This window comes from Mesorhizobium sp. M8A.F.Ca.ET.181.01.1.1, assembly GCF_004792025.1.
In the GTDB taxonomy this organism is placed as follows: Bacteria; Pseudomonadota; Alphaproteobacteria; order Rhizobiales; family Rhizobiaceae; genus Mesorhizobium.
Genome location: NZ_SRTV01000001.1, coordinates 16,469 through 29,966, shown reverse-complemented (window position 1 = coordinate 29,966; position 13,498 = coordinate 16,469). Strand labels below are relative to the sequence as shown.

15 protein-coding genes are annotated in these 13,498 nt (G+C 63.7%); 8 read left to right on the top strand and 7 right to left on the bottom strand.

Features of this window, described 5'->3' with window-relative positions; translation table 11 throughout:
• Positions 1 to 25 precede the first annotated feature (25 nt).
• The 3 genes from EN824_RS00170 to EN824_RS00160 form a co-directional block, all read right to left on the bottom strand.
• A complete protein-coding gene (locus EN824_RS00170) occupies positions 26 to 391 on the bottom strand; it encodes a helix-turn-helix transcriptional regulator (RefSeq protein ID WP_127278334.1) in 366 nt (121 codons plus the stop codon).
• A gap of 12 nt (positions 392 to 403) precedes the next feature.
• Positions 404 to 652: a type II toxin-antitoxin system RelE/ParE family toxin gene (locus EN824_RS00165; protein WP_127278335.1), complete on the bottom strand. Its 249-nt coding sequence runs from the start codon at positions 650 to 652 to the stop codon at positions 404 to 406.
• Positions 653 to 783: 131 nt separating this feature from the next.
• A complete protein-coding gene (locus EN824_RS00160) occupies positions 784 to 1,164 on the bottom strand; it encodes an RcnB family protein (protein WP_135916345.1) in 381 nt (126 codons plus the stop codon).
• A 378-nt stretch (positions 1,165 to 1,542) separates the two neighbouring features.
• Here EN824_RS00160 and EN824_RS00155 point away from each other — a divergent pair, with 378 nt between their 5' ends.
• The 3 genes from EN824_RS00155 (at position 1,543) to EN824_RS00145 (ending at position 5,579) form a co-directional block, all read left to right on the top strand.
• Positions 1,543 to 3,207 carry a Na/Pi cotransporter family protein gene (locus EN824_RS00155; RefSeq protein WP_127278337.1) on the top strand — a complete coding sequence of 555 codons (1,665 nt, stop codon included), beginning with the start codon at positions 1,543 to 1,545 and terminating at the stop codon, positions 3,205 to 3,207.
• A 148-nt stretch (positions 3,208 to 3,355) separates the two neighbouring features.
• Positions 3,356 to 4,540 carry an MFS transporter gene (locus EN824_RS00150; protein WP_135920907.1) on the top strand — a complete coding sequence of 395 codons (1,185 nt, stop codon included), beginning with the start codon at positions 3,356 to 3,358 and terminating at the stop codon, positions 4,538 to 4,540.
• 1 nt (position 4,541) lies between these two features.
• Positions 4,542 to 5,579: a P1 family peptidase gene (locus EN824_RS00145; RefSeq protein ID WP_127870049.1), complete on the top strand. Its 1,038-nt coding sequence runs from the start codon at positions 4,542 to 4,544 to the stop codon at positions 5,577 to 5,579.
• 2 nt (positions 5,580 to 5,581) lie between these two features.
• On the opposite strand, the gene EN824_RS00140 is transcribed toward EN824_RS00145, so the two are convergent.
• On the bottom strand, positions 5,582 to 6,139 hold the full coding sequence (locus EN824_RS00140) for a GNAT family N-acetyltransferase (protein ID WP_127281277.1): 558 nt from the start codon (positions 6,137 to 6,139) through the stop codon (positions 5,582 to 5,584).
• Between the two features lie 286 nt (positions 6,140 to 6,425).
• Between EN824_RS00140 and EN824_RS00135 the strand changes: the two genes are divergently transcribed.
• Positions 6,426 to 7,409, top strand: coding sequence for a hypothetical protein (locus tag EN824_RS00135; RefSeq protein WP_127279696.1), 984 nt, complete (start codon positions 6,426 to 6,428; stop codon positions 7,407 to 7,409).
• 28 nt (positions 7,410 to 7,437) lie between these two features.
• On the opposite strand, the gene EN824_RS00130 is transcribed toward EN824_RS00135, so the two are convergent.
• Entirely contained in the window at positions 7,438 to 8,229 is a 792-nt protein-coding gene (locus tag EN824_RS00130; RefSeq protein ID WP_127279695.1) for an alpha/beta fold hydrolase, read from the bottom strand.
• Between the two features lie 100 nt (positions 8,230 to 8,329).
• On the opposite strand from EN824_RS00130, the gene EN824_RS00125 reads away from it, so the two are divergent.
• The gene (locus EN824_RS00125) at positions 8,330 to 9,256 is read left to right on the top strand and encodes a LysR family transcriptional regulator (protein WP_127279694.1); all 927 of its coding nucleotides are present in this window, start codon (positions 8,330 to 8,332) and stop codon (positions 9,254 to 9,256) included.
• A gap of 61 nt (positions 9,257 to 9,317) precedes the next feature.
• Here the strand turns inward: EN824_RS00125 and EN824_RS00120 are convergent, their stop codons facing one another.
• Entirely contained in the window at positions 9,318 to 9,767 is a 450-nt protein-coding gene (locus tag EN824_RS00120) for a GatB/YqeY domain-containing protein (RefSeq protein WP_127279693.1), read from the bottom strand.
• Positions 9,768 to 10,041: 274 nt separating this feature from the next.
• On the opposite strand from EN824_RS00120, the gene carA reads away from it, so the two are divergent.
• The 3 genes from carA (at position 10,042) to EN824_RS00105 (ending at position 11,974) form a co-directional block, all read left to right on the top strand.
• Positions 10,042 to 11,259 (top strand): glutamine-hydrolyzing carbamoyl-phosphate synthase small subunit, encoded by a 1,218-nt coding sequence (gene carA, locus EN824_RS00115; RefSeq protein ID WP_135867276.1) that lies wholly within the window; start codon positions 10,042 to 10,044, stop codon positions 11,257 to 11,259.
• Between the two features lie 68 nt (positions 11,260 to 11,327).
• Positions 11,328 to 11,594 (top strand): type II toxin-antitoxin system RelE/ParE family toxin, encoded by a 267-nt coding sequence (locus EN824_RS00110; protein WP_127279691.1) that lies wholly within the window; start codon positions 11,328 to 11,330, stop codon positions 11,592 to 11,594.
• On the top strand, positions 11,591 to 11,974 hold the full coding sequence (locus tag EN824_RS00105) for a helix-turn-helix transcriptional regulator (protein WP_127279690.1): 384 nt from the start codon (positions 11,591 to 11,593) through the stop codon (positions 11,972 to 11,974). The genes EN824_RS00110 and EN824_RS00105 overlap by 4 nt, the downstream gene beginning before the upstream one ends.
• A gap of 231 nt (positions 11,975 to 12,205) precedes the next feature.
• Here the strand turns inward: EN824_RS00105 and EN824_RS00095 are convergent, their stop codons facing one another.
• Positions 12,206 to 13,471, bottom strand: a complete 1,266-nt coding sequence (locus EN824_RS00095; protein WP_135867274.1) for a TCR/Tet family MFS transporter — start codon at positions 13,469 to 13,471, stop codon at positions 12,206 to 12,208.
• Positions 13,472 to 13,498 lie beyond the last annotated feature (27 nt).

The window sequence follows — 13,498 nt, the reverse complement described above, 5'->3', positions numbered from 1 at the left end:
GCAAGGCCACTCCGCGGTCCGCTGATCAGTCGCCGTCGTCGACCAAACTCTCGATCGGCAATTCGAGAGCACGGGCAATCCGCAGCCAAAGCGTGACGTCCCCACCGCGCTTTCCGTTCTCGATATCCGAAAGATAGTTCTGGGTCACGCCCACGGAGGCAGCGAGAACGGCCTGGGTCTGCTTGCGGTATCTGCGCCAGAAGGCCAGCGGAGAGACCGCGCCAACAAGTGCTCGTGCTTCATCGGGCGTAAGACCGGGAAGCTGCCCGGCACGAAACCCGCCAAGCGCCTGCGCATGCTCCAGCGATTCACGAAGGGCTTCCAGTTCGCTGCGCGGCAGGATGGCCAGTTCCTCGCCACCTGGCGTCGTGACATAGGCGATGTTGTTCATCCCGGCATTCCTTCAATCATATACCGATCCACGCGGTCCGATCTTGGTCACGATGATCTCTTGATCCGTCTCTTCGAAGATCACGCGATAGTCGCCGACCCTTAAGCGCAGCGCCGACGATCCCTGCAAGGCCTTGACGCTGTTGGCAAGCGTACTCGCGTCCCTGGCATAGGTTTCGATCTTCGATAAAATCCTCTCGGCATCGACCCGATGCTTTCGCAACGCTTTTGCCGCCAAGGGCAGAAGTATGACCCTCTTCACCGTTTAAATATCGCATATTGTGATATTTTCAGCAAGGCGGGTCGGCATGAGACCGGATAGTCAAAAAGAAGGCGACCCTCGCGGGCCGCCTTCTATCGAAGGGCCGGCGAGATGCCGGCCATCGTCAATGATTATTGCGCGGCGAGCGCGCCGAAGATGACGCCGGAGAGGATGCCGACCAGCACATAGTCATTGCCGACGCGGATCCATTCCTGGCCGCGGCCGGGACGATGCAGGCCATAGCGGCCATAGTCGCGGATCGGCTGGTGCCGCCTCCAGCCAGAATATTTCTGGCCATTGCGCCAGTTGTTCCGCTTCACGACGACCTTCTTCTGGACGAACCGCTTCTGGATGACGCGCTTCTTGGCGTCCCGGTGGGTAGGCTTCTGCCAGTCGACCTTGGTGTAGTTCGACTGCGGCGCCACTGGCGCGTTCATCGGTGCTGCCTGGCCGGCAAGCGAGGTGGCGGCCAGCATCGAGAAAGCGAGGGCGGAAAGAACAATGCGTTTCATCAGAGGTCTCCTTGGTTGTCGATGCCGGGAGGGATAACGGCCAGGGGATGAACCGAAACTGAACGGCAGCATTACAATTGTGTAATGAATTCCTCTGCTTACAAAAAAGATTTGAACATCATCACAAAGATCGGCGCCAAAACATCGCAGATCCGGCCGATCCCCGCTCAAGCCGGTGCAACCCCTAGCGGACCCGTCCATTTTCCGACACCGGCTGTCGCCTCGCGGCGGCCCCTTGAAATCGACAAATTTTTATTATTCGGCTAAAATATTCCGGCTATATTCCAAGGCTGTCATGACCATGATTCGCACCCTCGCCTTCTCCCCCCGTCGCCATGCCGGCCGCAGCGAGCGCCATGCACGCATGCAGGCGCCGCGATGAGCGGTTCCGTCGTCCTCCTGCATCTGGCCGGCGCCGTCGCGCTGATGCTGTTTGCCACCCGCATGGTCAAGACCGGCGTCGAGCGCGCCTATGGCGACGTGCTGCGTCATCGCCTGCGCGCCACCATGCGCAACCCGATCATGGCGGTGCTGGCCGGCACCGGCCTCGCGATCGCGCTGCAAAGCTCGACCGCGGTCACGCTGCTGGTCGGCTCCTTCGCCGGTTCCGGCATCGTCTCGGGCGCCGCCGGCCAGTTGGCCGTGCGTGGCGCCGAGATCGGCTCTGCTCTGGTGGTCAAGCTGCTGACCTTCGACCTCACGCTCTTGGTACCGCTCTGCCTGATATCAGGCACGGTGATGTTCATGGCCACCGAGCGGCGCGACTGGCGACAGACCGGCCGCATCCTGGTCGGCATCGGCCTCTTGATCCTGTCCCTGGAAATGATCGGCCAGGCGTCCGAGCCGCTGCGCAACAGCCAGCTGCTGCCGGTCATCCTCAATTATTTCTCCAGCGATTCCATCACCGCCTACCTGTTGGCGGCAATGATCACCTGGCTGTTCCAGTCGAGCATCGCGGCGGTGCTGTTGATGGCGACGCTGGCCGGCCGCGGCCTGATCAGCCCTGAACTCGGCCTCGTCCTTATCCTCGGGGTCAATCTCGGTTCGTCGCTGATCGCGCCGATGCTGACACGCTCGGCCAGCCCCGAAGTCCGTGTCGTGCCGGTCGGCAACCTCCTGATGCGCGGGCTTGGCTCGCTGGTCATGCTGATCCTGTTCATGATCTTCCGGCCGCATGTCGCCTTCCTCGGCTCGACGGCGGCCGATCAGATCGTCAACGCCCATATCCTGTTCAATGTGATCATCCTGCTCGCCGGCCTGCCGCTGGCCGGTTTGGTCTACCGAGCCTCCGAAAGGATCGTGGCCCTCGGCGCCAAGCCGGCGCCGGCCGCCACGCTCGAGGTTGTCGAACTGTCGGCGCTCAACGAAAGCGCGCTCGATGTGCCGAGCCAGGCTCTGGCCAACGCCACACGCGAGGTGGTGCGGGTCTGCGAGACGGTCGAGATCATGCTCAAGCGCATCATCGAACTCTATGAGGACGCCGACTCGGACAAGATCAAGGCGCTGGCGGCCCTCGACGACCGTGTCGACCGCAGGCACGCGGCCATAAAGCTCTACCTCGCAAAGGTGACCAGGAACCCGATGACCGAAGACGAGGCGCTGCGCTGCCAGGAGCTGATCGGCGCCTGTGTCAAGCTCGAGCAGGTCGGCGACATCATCGTGCGGAACATGCTTGTGCATGTGAAGAAGAAATTCGAGCGCGGCCTGGAATTCACCGACGAAGGCTGGAGCGAGTTGTGCGCCTTCCATGGCTCGGTGCTGGCCAATGCCCGTCTTGCCTTCAACGTGCTGGTGTCGCGAGACCCCGAGACCGCTCGCCAGCTCGTGCTGGAGAAGGACCGGCTGCGTGACCGCGAGAAGGAAACCAGCGCCAGCCATTTCCTGCGCCTGCGCGAAGGCACCGCCAGAAGCGTCGAAACCAGCTCGATCCACCTCGATACCATCCGCGACCTGAAGCAGATCAACTCGCTGCTGGCGTCGATGGCCTATCCCGTGCTGGAAGAGCGCGGCCTGCTTTTTGGATCCAGACTGAAGGCGAGCTGACAAAGTTGCCAATCTCCCCCTCGTGGGGGAGTTTGGCGCTTCATCGCCGCACCCCGCTCAAGAAAACCTAAACCGGCGACAAAAATTTCTGGATTGCCCGCCACGGCCATCCATGGTTTGAGCCTTCCATTTCGAGGGTTTGTTTTTCATGTCGCTGCCGCTCATCGCCCTGTTCATCGCCGCTTTCGCTTTCGGCACCACCGAATTCGTCATCGCCGGCGTGCTGCCGCAGGTGGCGCAAGGGCTTGGCGTTTCAGTTCCTTCCGCCGGCTACCTCGTCTCCGGCTATGCCTGCGGCATCGCCATCGGCGGTCCGCTGCTGGCGCTCGCCACCAAGAGCCTGTCGCGCAAGGCCTTGCTGCTCGGCCTCGCTGTCGCCTTCACGCTCGGCCAGGTGGCCTGTGCGCTGGCGCCCGACTTCACCTCCATGCTGTTGTTGCGCATTGCCGTGGCCGTCGCGCATGGCGCCTATTTCGGCGTTGCCATGGTGGTTGCCGTCGGCCTGGTGCGCGAGGATCAGCGCGGCATGGCGGTGGCCGTCATCCTGTCGGGCCTCACCGTCTCCAACGTCATCGGTGTGCCGGCGGGCACCGCCATCGGCAACATCTGGGGCTGGCGCGCGACATTCTGGGTGATGGGCGCACTGGGCGTGGCGGCAACTCTTGCCATGGCGGCTTTGTTGCCGCGCGCTACCGGATATCAGGCCAAGTCGGCGAGCCTTGCCAGCGAGGTTCGGGTGCTGGCGCGCCAGCAGGTCTGGACCTCGCTGATCCTGATGCTGATGCTGATGCTCGGCCAGTTCTGCCTGTTCACCTACATCACCCCAACGCTGCTGGAGGTCACAGGGCTCGACGAAAACCTGGTGCCCTGGGTGCTGCTGCTCAACGGCGTCGGCGCCACGCTTGGCGTCTTCCTCGGTGGCAAACTGTCCGACTGGAAACTGATGCCGTCGCTGATCTCCATGCTCGCCCTGCAGGCGGTGACGCTGGCCATCATCTATCTCGTCAGCCCCTACCCCCTGCCGATGGTTGTCGCGATCATCGTCTGGGGCGGTCTCAACTTCGCCATCGGCACCCCCATCCAGACCCGCATCCTGGCCTGGACGGCGGATGCCTCCGGTCTCGCCGCTTCGCTCATCCCGTCCGGCTTCAATATCGGCATCGCATTGGCCGCGTCGCTCGGAGCAGCCATGCTCAATGCCGGCTACGGCTATCGCAGCCTGCCGGTTGTTGGCGCCTTCGCGATGGCGGTTGCCGTCATCGTGGCTGTCATTTCCCATCTCTGGGAACGGCGCAGCGACATCAGCCCGCCGGTACCGGTGGCCGCCGAATAACATGGCAAGGACTGTCGCTGATTTCGGCCTGACCTGCGGCACCTTGCCGACGGGCACGCACAATGCGATCACCGATGTGCCTGGCGTGCGCGTCGGTCACTGCACGCTGCGCGACGGCGACATCAACACCGGCGTGACCGCGGTCCTGCCGCATGGCGGAAATCTGTTCCGCAAAAAGGTGACGGCGGCAAGCCATGTCATCAACGGCTTCGGCAAGACCATCGGGCTGATGCAGGTGCAGGAACTCGGCACCATCGAGACGCCTGTTCTCCTGACCAACACGCTCTCGGTCGGCATCTGCGCCACGGCGCTGATCCGTGACGCCATCCGCCAGAACCCCGATATCGGCCGCACCACCGGAACCGTCAATCCGGTGGTCGGTGAGTGCAATGACGGCCCGCTGAACGACATCCAAGCCCTGGCGATATCGGAGGAGCATGCCCTTGCCGCGCTCGCCGATGCGCGTGAGGGCGCCGTCGAACAGGGCAATGTCGGCGCCGGAACGGGAATGAGCTGCTTCGGCTTCAAGGGCGGCATCGGCTCGGCCTCCAGGAAGATCGCGCTTGGCGGCGGACATCATCTTGGCGTTCTGGTCCTGTCGAATTTCGGCAGGCCCGGCGACCTCGTCCTGCCCGACGGGCGCCGGCCCGATCCCAGGCGGCACGCCGAGCCCGAACGCGGCTCGATCATGATCGTTCTGGCGACGGATGTGCCGCTCGAACACCGCCAGCTCGAGCGCGTGGCGCGCCGCACCGGGGCCGGCATCGCCAGGCTTGGCTCCTTCTGGGGCAATGGCAGCGGGGACATCGCCATCGCCTTCAGCACCGGCAGCCTGATCGACCATGATGAAAACCGCGATCTGGTGCCGCTGCTCGCGCTCAACGAAGCGCGCATCGACATTCTTTTCAGGGCGGCGGCGGAAGCGACGCAGGAGGCGGTGCTGAACTCCATGCTTTCCGCCGACGCTTTCACCGGCCGGGCCGGCACGCACCGCGCATCGCTCGCCGACTGGTTCGGCGATCAGGTTGAAAGGCGATAGGCTTACAAATCGATCCGGAACCGCAGGCTCTCTACCCCGCCATAGGCGGCGTCCTCGAAGAAGCGCTCGACGAGTCTGCCGCCATTGGCCAGGATCACCTTGTGCGAGGCCGGATTGCCCGGCTTGGCAGTGAGCTCGACATAGGGCAGGCGGACCGCCCTCGCCTCGTCCAGCATCAGCTTCACCGCCTCGGTGGCGTAGCCGCGCTTTCGCTTCCACGGCACCACGGCATAACCGATATGGCCAAGCACGTGCGGCGGCAGTTCCGCCGTGCCCTTCTGCCAGCGAAAGCCGATCGAGCCCGACGCCTCGCCGTCCCAGATCCAGCGGCGGAAACCCGGCAGGCGTGGCACTTGTGTGCCGTCTGGCAAGGCGATGCGCGGCCCCTTGGCCTCGGGATCGTCGAGGCTGGCGAGGAATGCCATGGGGTCCTCGTCGATCGCCGCAAGCTCCGCGCGTGTTGCCTCCATGAGCCGCACATTGTCCGGCGACCAGCCGCGTTCGAGCGCCGCCTTGTAGGACGGCAGATGTTCGAGCGCGGGTTTGACGATCTCGATCATGGTCGATGCTTCCTGAAAAACGAAGCAGGCATACCCTTGGACAGCAGAGCGCTCAAGCCGCCTGAAAGCGGATCTCGGCGGATCGAAAATCGGGGGACGTTTTTCAGGCTTCCACAGCCGCCTTGGGCCGGCATGGCTGGTTGCGCGTCTCCCTCGGCTTTTCGCGCATACTTGCCGGCGCGCTAAACAAGATGTGTTTCGCCTGATGGCGCGCGGCGTTTTATGATTGTGCTTGGGTGATTCATCGTGGGGAATCACGAACGGCTTCGACAGGAGAATGGGTCCGGTGCGGTTGAGATCTGTCCCGTTGGGTGTCGTTACGCTCCTCGGCCTCCTCGTCGTCGTCATTGCCCTGACGGCATCGGCCCGATCCTTTGCCGCGCCATCGGCCGTTCCCGCCTGGCTGCAGGCCCACGTCGGCAACGCCGACGGCCAGATTTCACAAGTGGTGCTGGAGCGGGCGCGCTCGCTTTACCTGCAGAAAGTGGCGCAGGGCGCCGTCCGGAACCCCTGCTATTTCGCCATGGACGCCACCCGTCCCGGCGATCTCGGCAATGGCGTGCTGGGACGCCGCTACTATGTCGTGTGCGAAGCCAGCCAGTCGTTTCGCGCGATTTCGGCGGGCCATGGCGGCGGCCGGAACCTGAAAGGCACCGTGAACTTTTCGAACGGCAGGCGCTGCGCCAAGAACTTCGGCAACGCCATGGATTCGGAACTGACCGCCGGCGGCGCCTACATGACCCGCGAAGCGAAAACCTCGTTCAAGGGCTTTTATCGCACCGGCGCGAAACAGGACGTGGCTTTCCAGCGCACTTTCATCCAGTTCGACGGCGAAGGCGAGGCCGCCAACGCCAGGCAGCGCGTGATCGGCGGCCACGCGGCGCAGGTGCTGCGCACCATGTGCATGCGCAAGACCCCGAACAGCGCCTATGCCGACCACGACGGCATGGTGCCGTTCGGCAAGCTGGTGGACTATGCCGGCGGCCGCAGCAATGGCTGCACCAGTTGGTCCCCGGCCGATGCCAGGCAACTCATCTCGATGGTGAAGGACAATCCGACGACGCTCTACATCTACCCGGAATCGCGCGACATCGCCGCCATTGCGAGCGGCCATTCCGCTTCAGGCACCTACTGGAACGCATCCTGCCTGAAGGAGATCGGTACGCCGAAATTCTGGCCGCGAAAAACCCTCGAGCCTGTCATCGCCCAATATAAGCAGGATCATCCCGCACCACCTGCGCAGCCACTGCCGATCTGCAAGGAGCCGTGAGACGGTACCCACGGCGCCCTGCACCGGCTTAGTGCAGGAAATCGAGCACGGCCTTCATGAACTCAGCGGGGTATTCCACGTTCGACAAGTGGACCGCGGGCAGCACGACGAGCTTCGCGCCGGGCACCGCGGCCGCGATCAGCTCGCTATGGCTCGCCGCCGTCACCGTGTCGTGCTCGCCGGCGATCACCAGCGTCGGCCGGGAGATCAGCGCGATGGTGCGGCGAAGATCGGCATCACGAACCGCCGCGAACAGGCCGGCCAGGCCTTGCCGGTCGATCGCAAGCAGCATAGCGCGGAATTCCTCAATGACGGGTTCGTTGGCCGCCACCATGTCCGCCGGGAACCAGTTGTTGAGAAACACTTCGGCCGTTTCCGACATGTCCGGCGCCTGCCGCACGACGGCAATCCGCTCGTCGAAATAACTTGCTGGCGAAAGGTGAGACGAGGTGTTGCTCAGAATCAGCCGGTCGATCCGCTCGGGCGCATGAACGCCAAGCCACTGCCCGACGAAACCGCCGAGCGACAGGCCGAGAAAATGCACGCGCCCGAGGCCGAGCGCATCGATGAGTTCGATCACGTCGCGGCCAAGCCGGTCGAGGGAATAGGCGCCGACTGGCGCGCTCGACCCGCCATGACCACGAAAGTCGTAGCGCAGAACGCGGAAATGCCTGGACAGTTCGCCGACCTGCCCATCCCACATATGCAGCGTGGTGGCGATGGAGTTGGACAGCACCAGCACCGGCTTTCCGGCGTCGCCGTCGAAGCGATAGGCGATGCGCGTGCCGTCGCCGACAGTCACGAAATTCAGCTCGCTCATGTTGAAGATCCTCTTGGAACGTTGAATGAGGCAAAGCGTAGCCGTGGTCGGGCTTTAGTGATATTACAAAGATAGGACAATCTCTGTAATCAAAGCTGACATGGCCGAGTTCACCTTGCACGATCTTCAGTGCTTCGAAGCCGTGATCCGCACCGGCGGCTTTCAGCCGGCCGCGGCCATGCTGCACCGCTCGCACCCGGCGGTGTTCGCCGCTGTCGCCAAGCTCGAACGGCAGCTCGATCTGGTTCTTCTTGACCGCAGCGGCTATCGCGTTCGTGCGACGGAAGCGGGGCTGTCGTTCCAGCGGCGCGCGCAGCAGCTGCTGCGCGAACTGGACGGCCTGCGCGTCCATGCCGCCCAGCTTTCGATGGGCGAGGAAAGCGAAATCCATGTCGTGATCGGCGACCTCTGCCCGCGCCCGCGGGTGCTGGGCATGCTCGGACGGTTCTTCGCCCAATGCCCCGGCACCCGGCTGCATCTCCATTTCGAAGCCGTCGGCGGCCCGTCGGAGCGTCTTTTCGACGACAAAGCCGATCTGATCCTGCACTGGATCGACAAGGGCGACGCACGGATCGAATGGATCGACCTCAGCAAGGTGCCCTTCATTCCCGTGGTGGCGCCGGGCTTCCTGCCCGAGTGCATCGAACGACCGATCACACTGGAGAAGATGCAGGCATTCACCCAATGCGTGATGCGCGACACCGCCCTGCATTCACCACGACAGGACTACTTCGTGGTCGAAGGCGCGCCGCAATGTCTGGTCCCCGATCAAGCCATGAAGAAGGAAATCATCCTCCAAGGCCTCGGCTGGGGCCACCTGCCGCATTTCCTGATCGCGGAAGAGCTGCGCGACGGGCAGCTCCTGTCCATTGCCGGCAGTCATCTGCCGGGCCGCACCGACGACTTGGTCGTGGCGCGCCGCCGCGACCGGCCGCACGGGCCGGTCGCCCACCGTCTGTGGAACCATATCCAGCAGGAAGCGCCGGCTTTGCGCCGTGCGTTGGAGCCTGGGAAATCAACCCAATAGCAAGCTACGGCTTTGCCGTGAGTGGCCGTGTTGGACGCCTGCCGACGCGCGGGTAAAAGCCCTACTGCAGCAGCCCCTTGACGATGCCGCTTGCCTTGCCGAAATCCATCTGGCCGGCATATTTCTGCTTGAGCGCGGCGATCACCTTGCCCATGTCCTTCTGGCTGGCCGCACCGGTGGCGGCAATCGCCTCGCGCGCCGCCGCCGTGACCGCCGCATCGTCAAGCTGCGTCGGCAGGAAGCCGCGGATGATCTCCATCTCGCCGCGCTCCTGAGCCGCCAGTTCCGGCCGCTTGCCGTCCTCGAAGGCCTTGGCCGATTCCTCGCGCTGCTTCACCATCTTGGCCAGGATCTGCAGGATTTCCTCGTCGCTGGCAGGGTCCTTGCCGGCACCGCGATTGGCGATGTCGCGATCGTGGATGGCGGCCTGGATCAGCCGCAATGTCGGCAGCCGGTGCTTGTCCTGCGCCTTCATCGCGGTCTTCAGGGATTCGGCGATTTTCGCGCGCATTGATCTCTCTCCTTCGGTCGGCGCGGACAATAGCGCCGGGGACAGGCCAACGCAAACCCTCATATGCCAGGGCAAGCCTATGATATTCCTCAATGAAATAAATCGCGGCGGCGTTTCGCATGATCATTGACCGCCCTGCCCCCTTCCCCTATGTACTGGGCCTTGCATGAACTGAAGCTTGACTGCGTGGAGGCTGCGAAATCGCTGCTTCGCGCCCTTTGCCGCGCGAATGCCCGCCAGGGTCGTTGCAGCGCGGCCTGATAGGAGTGCCGCCATGGCCGAGATGACGCCCGCGCTGACCCCACCCTGGGCCACTGAAAAGCCGACCGCCCTTCTGGTGCTGGCAGACGGCACCGTCATCGAGGGTCGCGGCCTCGGCGCCACCGGCTCGGCGGTGGCCGAAGTCTGCTTCAACACGGCACTCACCGGCTACCAGGAAATCCTCACCGACCCTTCCTATGCCGGCCAGATCGTCACCTTCACCTTCCCGCATATCGGCAACATCGGCACCAATGGCGAGGACATCGAAGACCTCAACCCGGCCGCCCGCGCCGGCGCCGTCGGCGCCGTGTTCAAGGCCGATGTCACCAACCCGTCCAATTACCGCGCCGCCGGCGATCTCGATCAATGGCTGAAGAAGCGCGGCATCGTCGCGCTCTCGGGCATCGACACCCGCGCGCTCACCGCGCTGATCCGCGAAAAAGGCATGGCCAACGCCGTCATCGCGCACGCGCCCGACGGCGTCTTCGACCTCGCCGACCTGAAGCGGCGCGCCGCCGCATGGTCGGGCCTGATCGGGCTCGATCTCGCCAAGGAGGTCACGTCGGGCCAGTCCTCGGTCTGGCGCGAGACGCCCTGGGTCTGGAACGAAGGCTTTGGCGAGCAGGACGAGCCTTCGTTGCACGTCGTGGCCATCGACTACGGCGTCAAGCGCAACATATTGCGCCTGCTCGCCGGCCTCGGCGCCAAGGTGACGGTGGTTCCGGCCAGCACCGGTTCGGAGGAAATCCTCGCCATGCAGCCCGACGGCATCTTCCTCTCCAATGGCCCCGGCGATCCGGAAGCCACGGGCGACTATGCCGTGCCGGTCATCCAGGACCTGCTCAAGACCGACATCCCCGTGTTCGGCATCTGCCTCGGCCATCAGATGCTGGCGCTGGCGCTGGGCGGTAAGACCGCCAAGATGCATCAGGGCCATCACGGCGCCAACCACCCGGTCAAGGATCACACAACCGGCAAGGTCGAGATCGTCTCGATGAACCATGGCTTTGCCGTCGATGCCGACTCGCTGCCCGCGGGTGTCGAGGAAACCCATGTCTCGCTGTTCGACGGCTCGAATTGCGGCATCGCGCTCACCGGCCGTCCGGTATTTTCCGTCCAGCACCACCCCGAGGCTTCGCCCGGCCCGCAGGATTCGCACTATCTGTTCCGCCGCTTCGTCAACCTGATCCGCCAGAAGCGCGGTGAGGAATTGCTGGCCGAGCGGGCCTGATCCCGCAAAATCGGCGGCTGCGATAATATCGCTTAACAAAGAGCGATATTTATGCGATATTTGTACTCGTGAAGACGATCGTTCTTTCGGCACCGGCGGCTCGCGATCTCGACAACCTGCCGGCTGATGTCCGCGAGCAGGTTTCCGAGGGTTTGATCGCTTACGCGGCCAGCGGCCGTGGAGATGTAAAGCGCCTTTCCGGCAGGGACGGCTATAGGCTCCGGATTGGCCGCTACCGCGTCATATTCGATGAAGATCGCACCACGATCCTTGCGATCTATATCGGCAAGCGTGAAACGACGACCTACAGCAGGCCATGGGACAGGACATCATGAACGCCCCTCAAATCATAAGGACCTCGACCGGCGAAGAACTGGTCGTTATCCCGAAGGCGGATTACGAGGCATTGCTGCATGCGGCCGAAGAAGCCCAGGAAGACGCTGCGGATGTGGCTATCTACGATGAGCGGAAGTCTGAGTTCAAAGCTGAAAAGGCCCTGCCCGCCGAGGTGACCATGGATATTTTGCGAGGTTCCAGCCGCCTCAAGGCGCTGCGCAACTGGCGCAAGCTGACGCAAGCCGACCTGGCGCGGACCATTGGGGTCAGTCAGGGCTTCCTGTCGGACATTGAATCCAATCGCCGCAAACCCTCCGCGCAAACCAGCACGATGCTGGCAAAGGCGTTGGATGTCCCCGGCGAATGGATTGAAGCCTGATCCCCAACCTCACGCCACCGGCCGGCCTTCGCTGGCTTCCAGGATAGTGAACCATTGCTGGCGGTCGAGCACGATATTCAGTGCTTTGGCCATGGAAGCCAGACGTTCCGGCTTCATCGAACCGAGCACCGGCGTCCGAGCGCACGCCACCATCCAGCAGGCGCCACGCGCCAAAGACCAGGCGCGACAGCGACAGCCCGTCACTGGTCAGCGCGATGCGGCCGTCATGGCTCATGCCAGTGCTCCGTCTTCAGCCACATCGGCGGCGGCGTTTCCGATTGTCGCCGGTCTCGTCACCTTGGTGACGAAGACGATGACCGCCAGCACCAGGAAGCACGCGCCGACCAGATAGGGCGCGCCGCCGAAGGTGACGGGCGCGCTGGGTCCAGTGAACCAGGAAAAGATCGCGGTATAGAGCAGCGGCGTGATGATCGAGGTGATCGAGAAGATCGAGGTCATCGCGCCCTGCAGCTCGCCTTGTGCCGAAGGCGGCACCTTGGCGGCGGCGAGGCTTCTCAGCGGCGGATCGGCCAGCGCCTCCAGGCAACCGACGACGATCACCGCATAGACCATCCAGCCTTGCGAGGCGAAGGCATAGCCGAAGGCGCTGGCCGCGGTGAAGGTCAGGCCGATGACCGCCGTTCTCCACTCGCCGAGCCTGGGGATGACACGCGGCAGCACCGTGCCCATGACGATCGCGCCGCACAGGCCGAAGGCGCCGAGCGAGAAGCCGATCTGCTGCTCGCTCCAGCCATAGCGGTAGTTGGAGACGAACGACCACACCGCCGGATACATCATATGGCCGAGCGTCATCAGGAAGAAGACCAGCCCGATCCAGCCTATGCCTTGGTACTGGCGCATCTGCAGGAGCGTGCCGACCGGATTGGCGCGTTTCCACTCGAAGCGGCGGCGATGCTTTTCATCGAGCGTCTCGGGCAGGAAGAACATCGCGATCAGGAAGTTCACGAAGGCGAGCCCGGCGGCAAAAAAGAACGGCACGCGCGGGCCGAACGTGCCGAGCAGGCCGCCCAGCACCGGCCCGATGACGAAGCCGACGCCGAAGGCAATGCCGAGCAGGCCGAAATTCTTCGCCCGGTTCTCGTCGTTCGAAATGTCGGCGATGAAGGCCGACGTCGTCGAATAGCTGGCGCCCGAAATGCCGGCCAGCACACGTCCGATGAACAGCATCGGATAGGACCAGGCAATGGCGCAGATCAGATTGTCGATGGAGAAGGTCAGCACCGAGGCGAGCAGGATCGGCCGCCGTCCGAACCGGTCGCTCAGGCCGCCCATGATGGGCGCGAAGAAGAACTGCATGGCCGCATAGACGAAGAACAGCCAACCGCCCTCGATCGCCGCTTCGCTGATGCCGACGCCAGTCAACTCCCTGAGAAAGGCCGGCAGCACAGGCATGATCATGCCGAAGCCGATAATGTCGAGCAGCAGCGTCGTGAAGACGAGCGCGAGGCCCCGCCTGGCGGTTTTGGGGTCGATCATGATGGTCAAGCTCCTCTGGCCGTCCTG

Bases quoted from the DNA above. Each gene is read 5' to 3' on its own strand.
- EN824_RS00125 (WP_127279694.1), top strand. From the start codon at position 8,330: ATGGCCGAGTTCACCTTGCACGATCTTCAGTGCTTCGAAGCCGTGATC.
- EN824_RS00120 (WP_127279693.1), bottom strand. From the start codon at position 9,767: ATGCGCGCGAAAATCGCCGAATCCCTGAAGACCGCGATGAAGGCGCAG.
- EN824_RS00170 (WP_127278334.1), bottom strand. From the start codon at position 391: ATGAACAACATCGCCTATGTCACGACGCCAGGTGGCGAGGAACTGGCC.
- EN824_RS00150 (WP_135920907.1), top strand. From the start codon at position 3,356: ATGTCGCTGCCGCTCATCGCCCTGTTCATCGCCGCTTTCGCTTTCGGC.
- EN824_RS00130 (WP_127279695.1), bottom strand. From the start codon at position 8,229: ATGAGCGAGCTGAATTTCGTGACTGTCGGCGACGGCACGCGCATCGCC.
- EN824_RS00160 (WP_135916345.1), bottom strand. From the start codon at position 1,164: ATGAAACGCATTGTTCTTTCCGCCCTCGCTTTCTCGATGCTGGCCGCC.
- EN824_RS00105 (WP_127279690.1), top strand. From the start codon at position 11,591: ATGAACGCCCCTCAAATCATAAGGACCTCGACCGGCGAAGAACTGGTC.
- EN824_RS00145 (WP_127870049.1), top strand. From the start codon at position 4,542: ATGGCAAGGACTGTCGCTGATTTCGGCCTGACCTGCGGCACCTTGCCG.
- EN824_RS00095 (WP_135867274.1), bottom strand. From the start codon at position 13,471: ATGATCGACCCCAAAACCGCCAGGCGGGGCCTCGCGCTCGTCTTCACG.
- EN824_RS00155 (WP_127278337.1), top strand. From the start codon at position 1,543: ATGAGCGGTTCCGTCGTCCTCCTGCATCTGGCCGGCGCCGTCGCGCTG.
- carA (WP_135867276.1), top strand. From the start codon at position 10,042: ATGGCCGAGATGACGCCCGCGCTGACCCCACCCTGGGCCACTGAAAAG.
- EN824_RS00140 (WP_127281277.1), bottom strand. From the start codon at position 6,139: ATGATCGAGATCGTCAAACCCGCGCTCGAACATCTGCCGTCCTACAAG.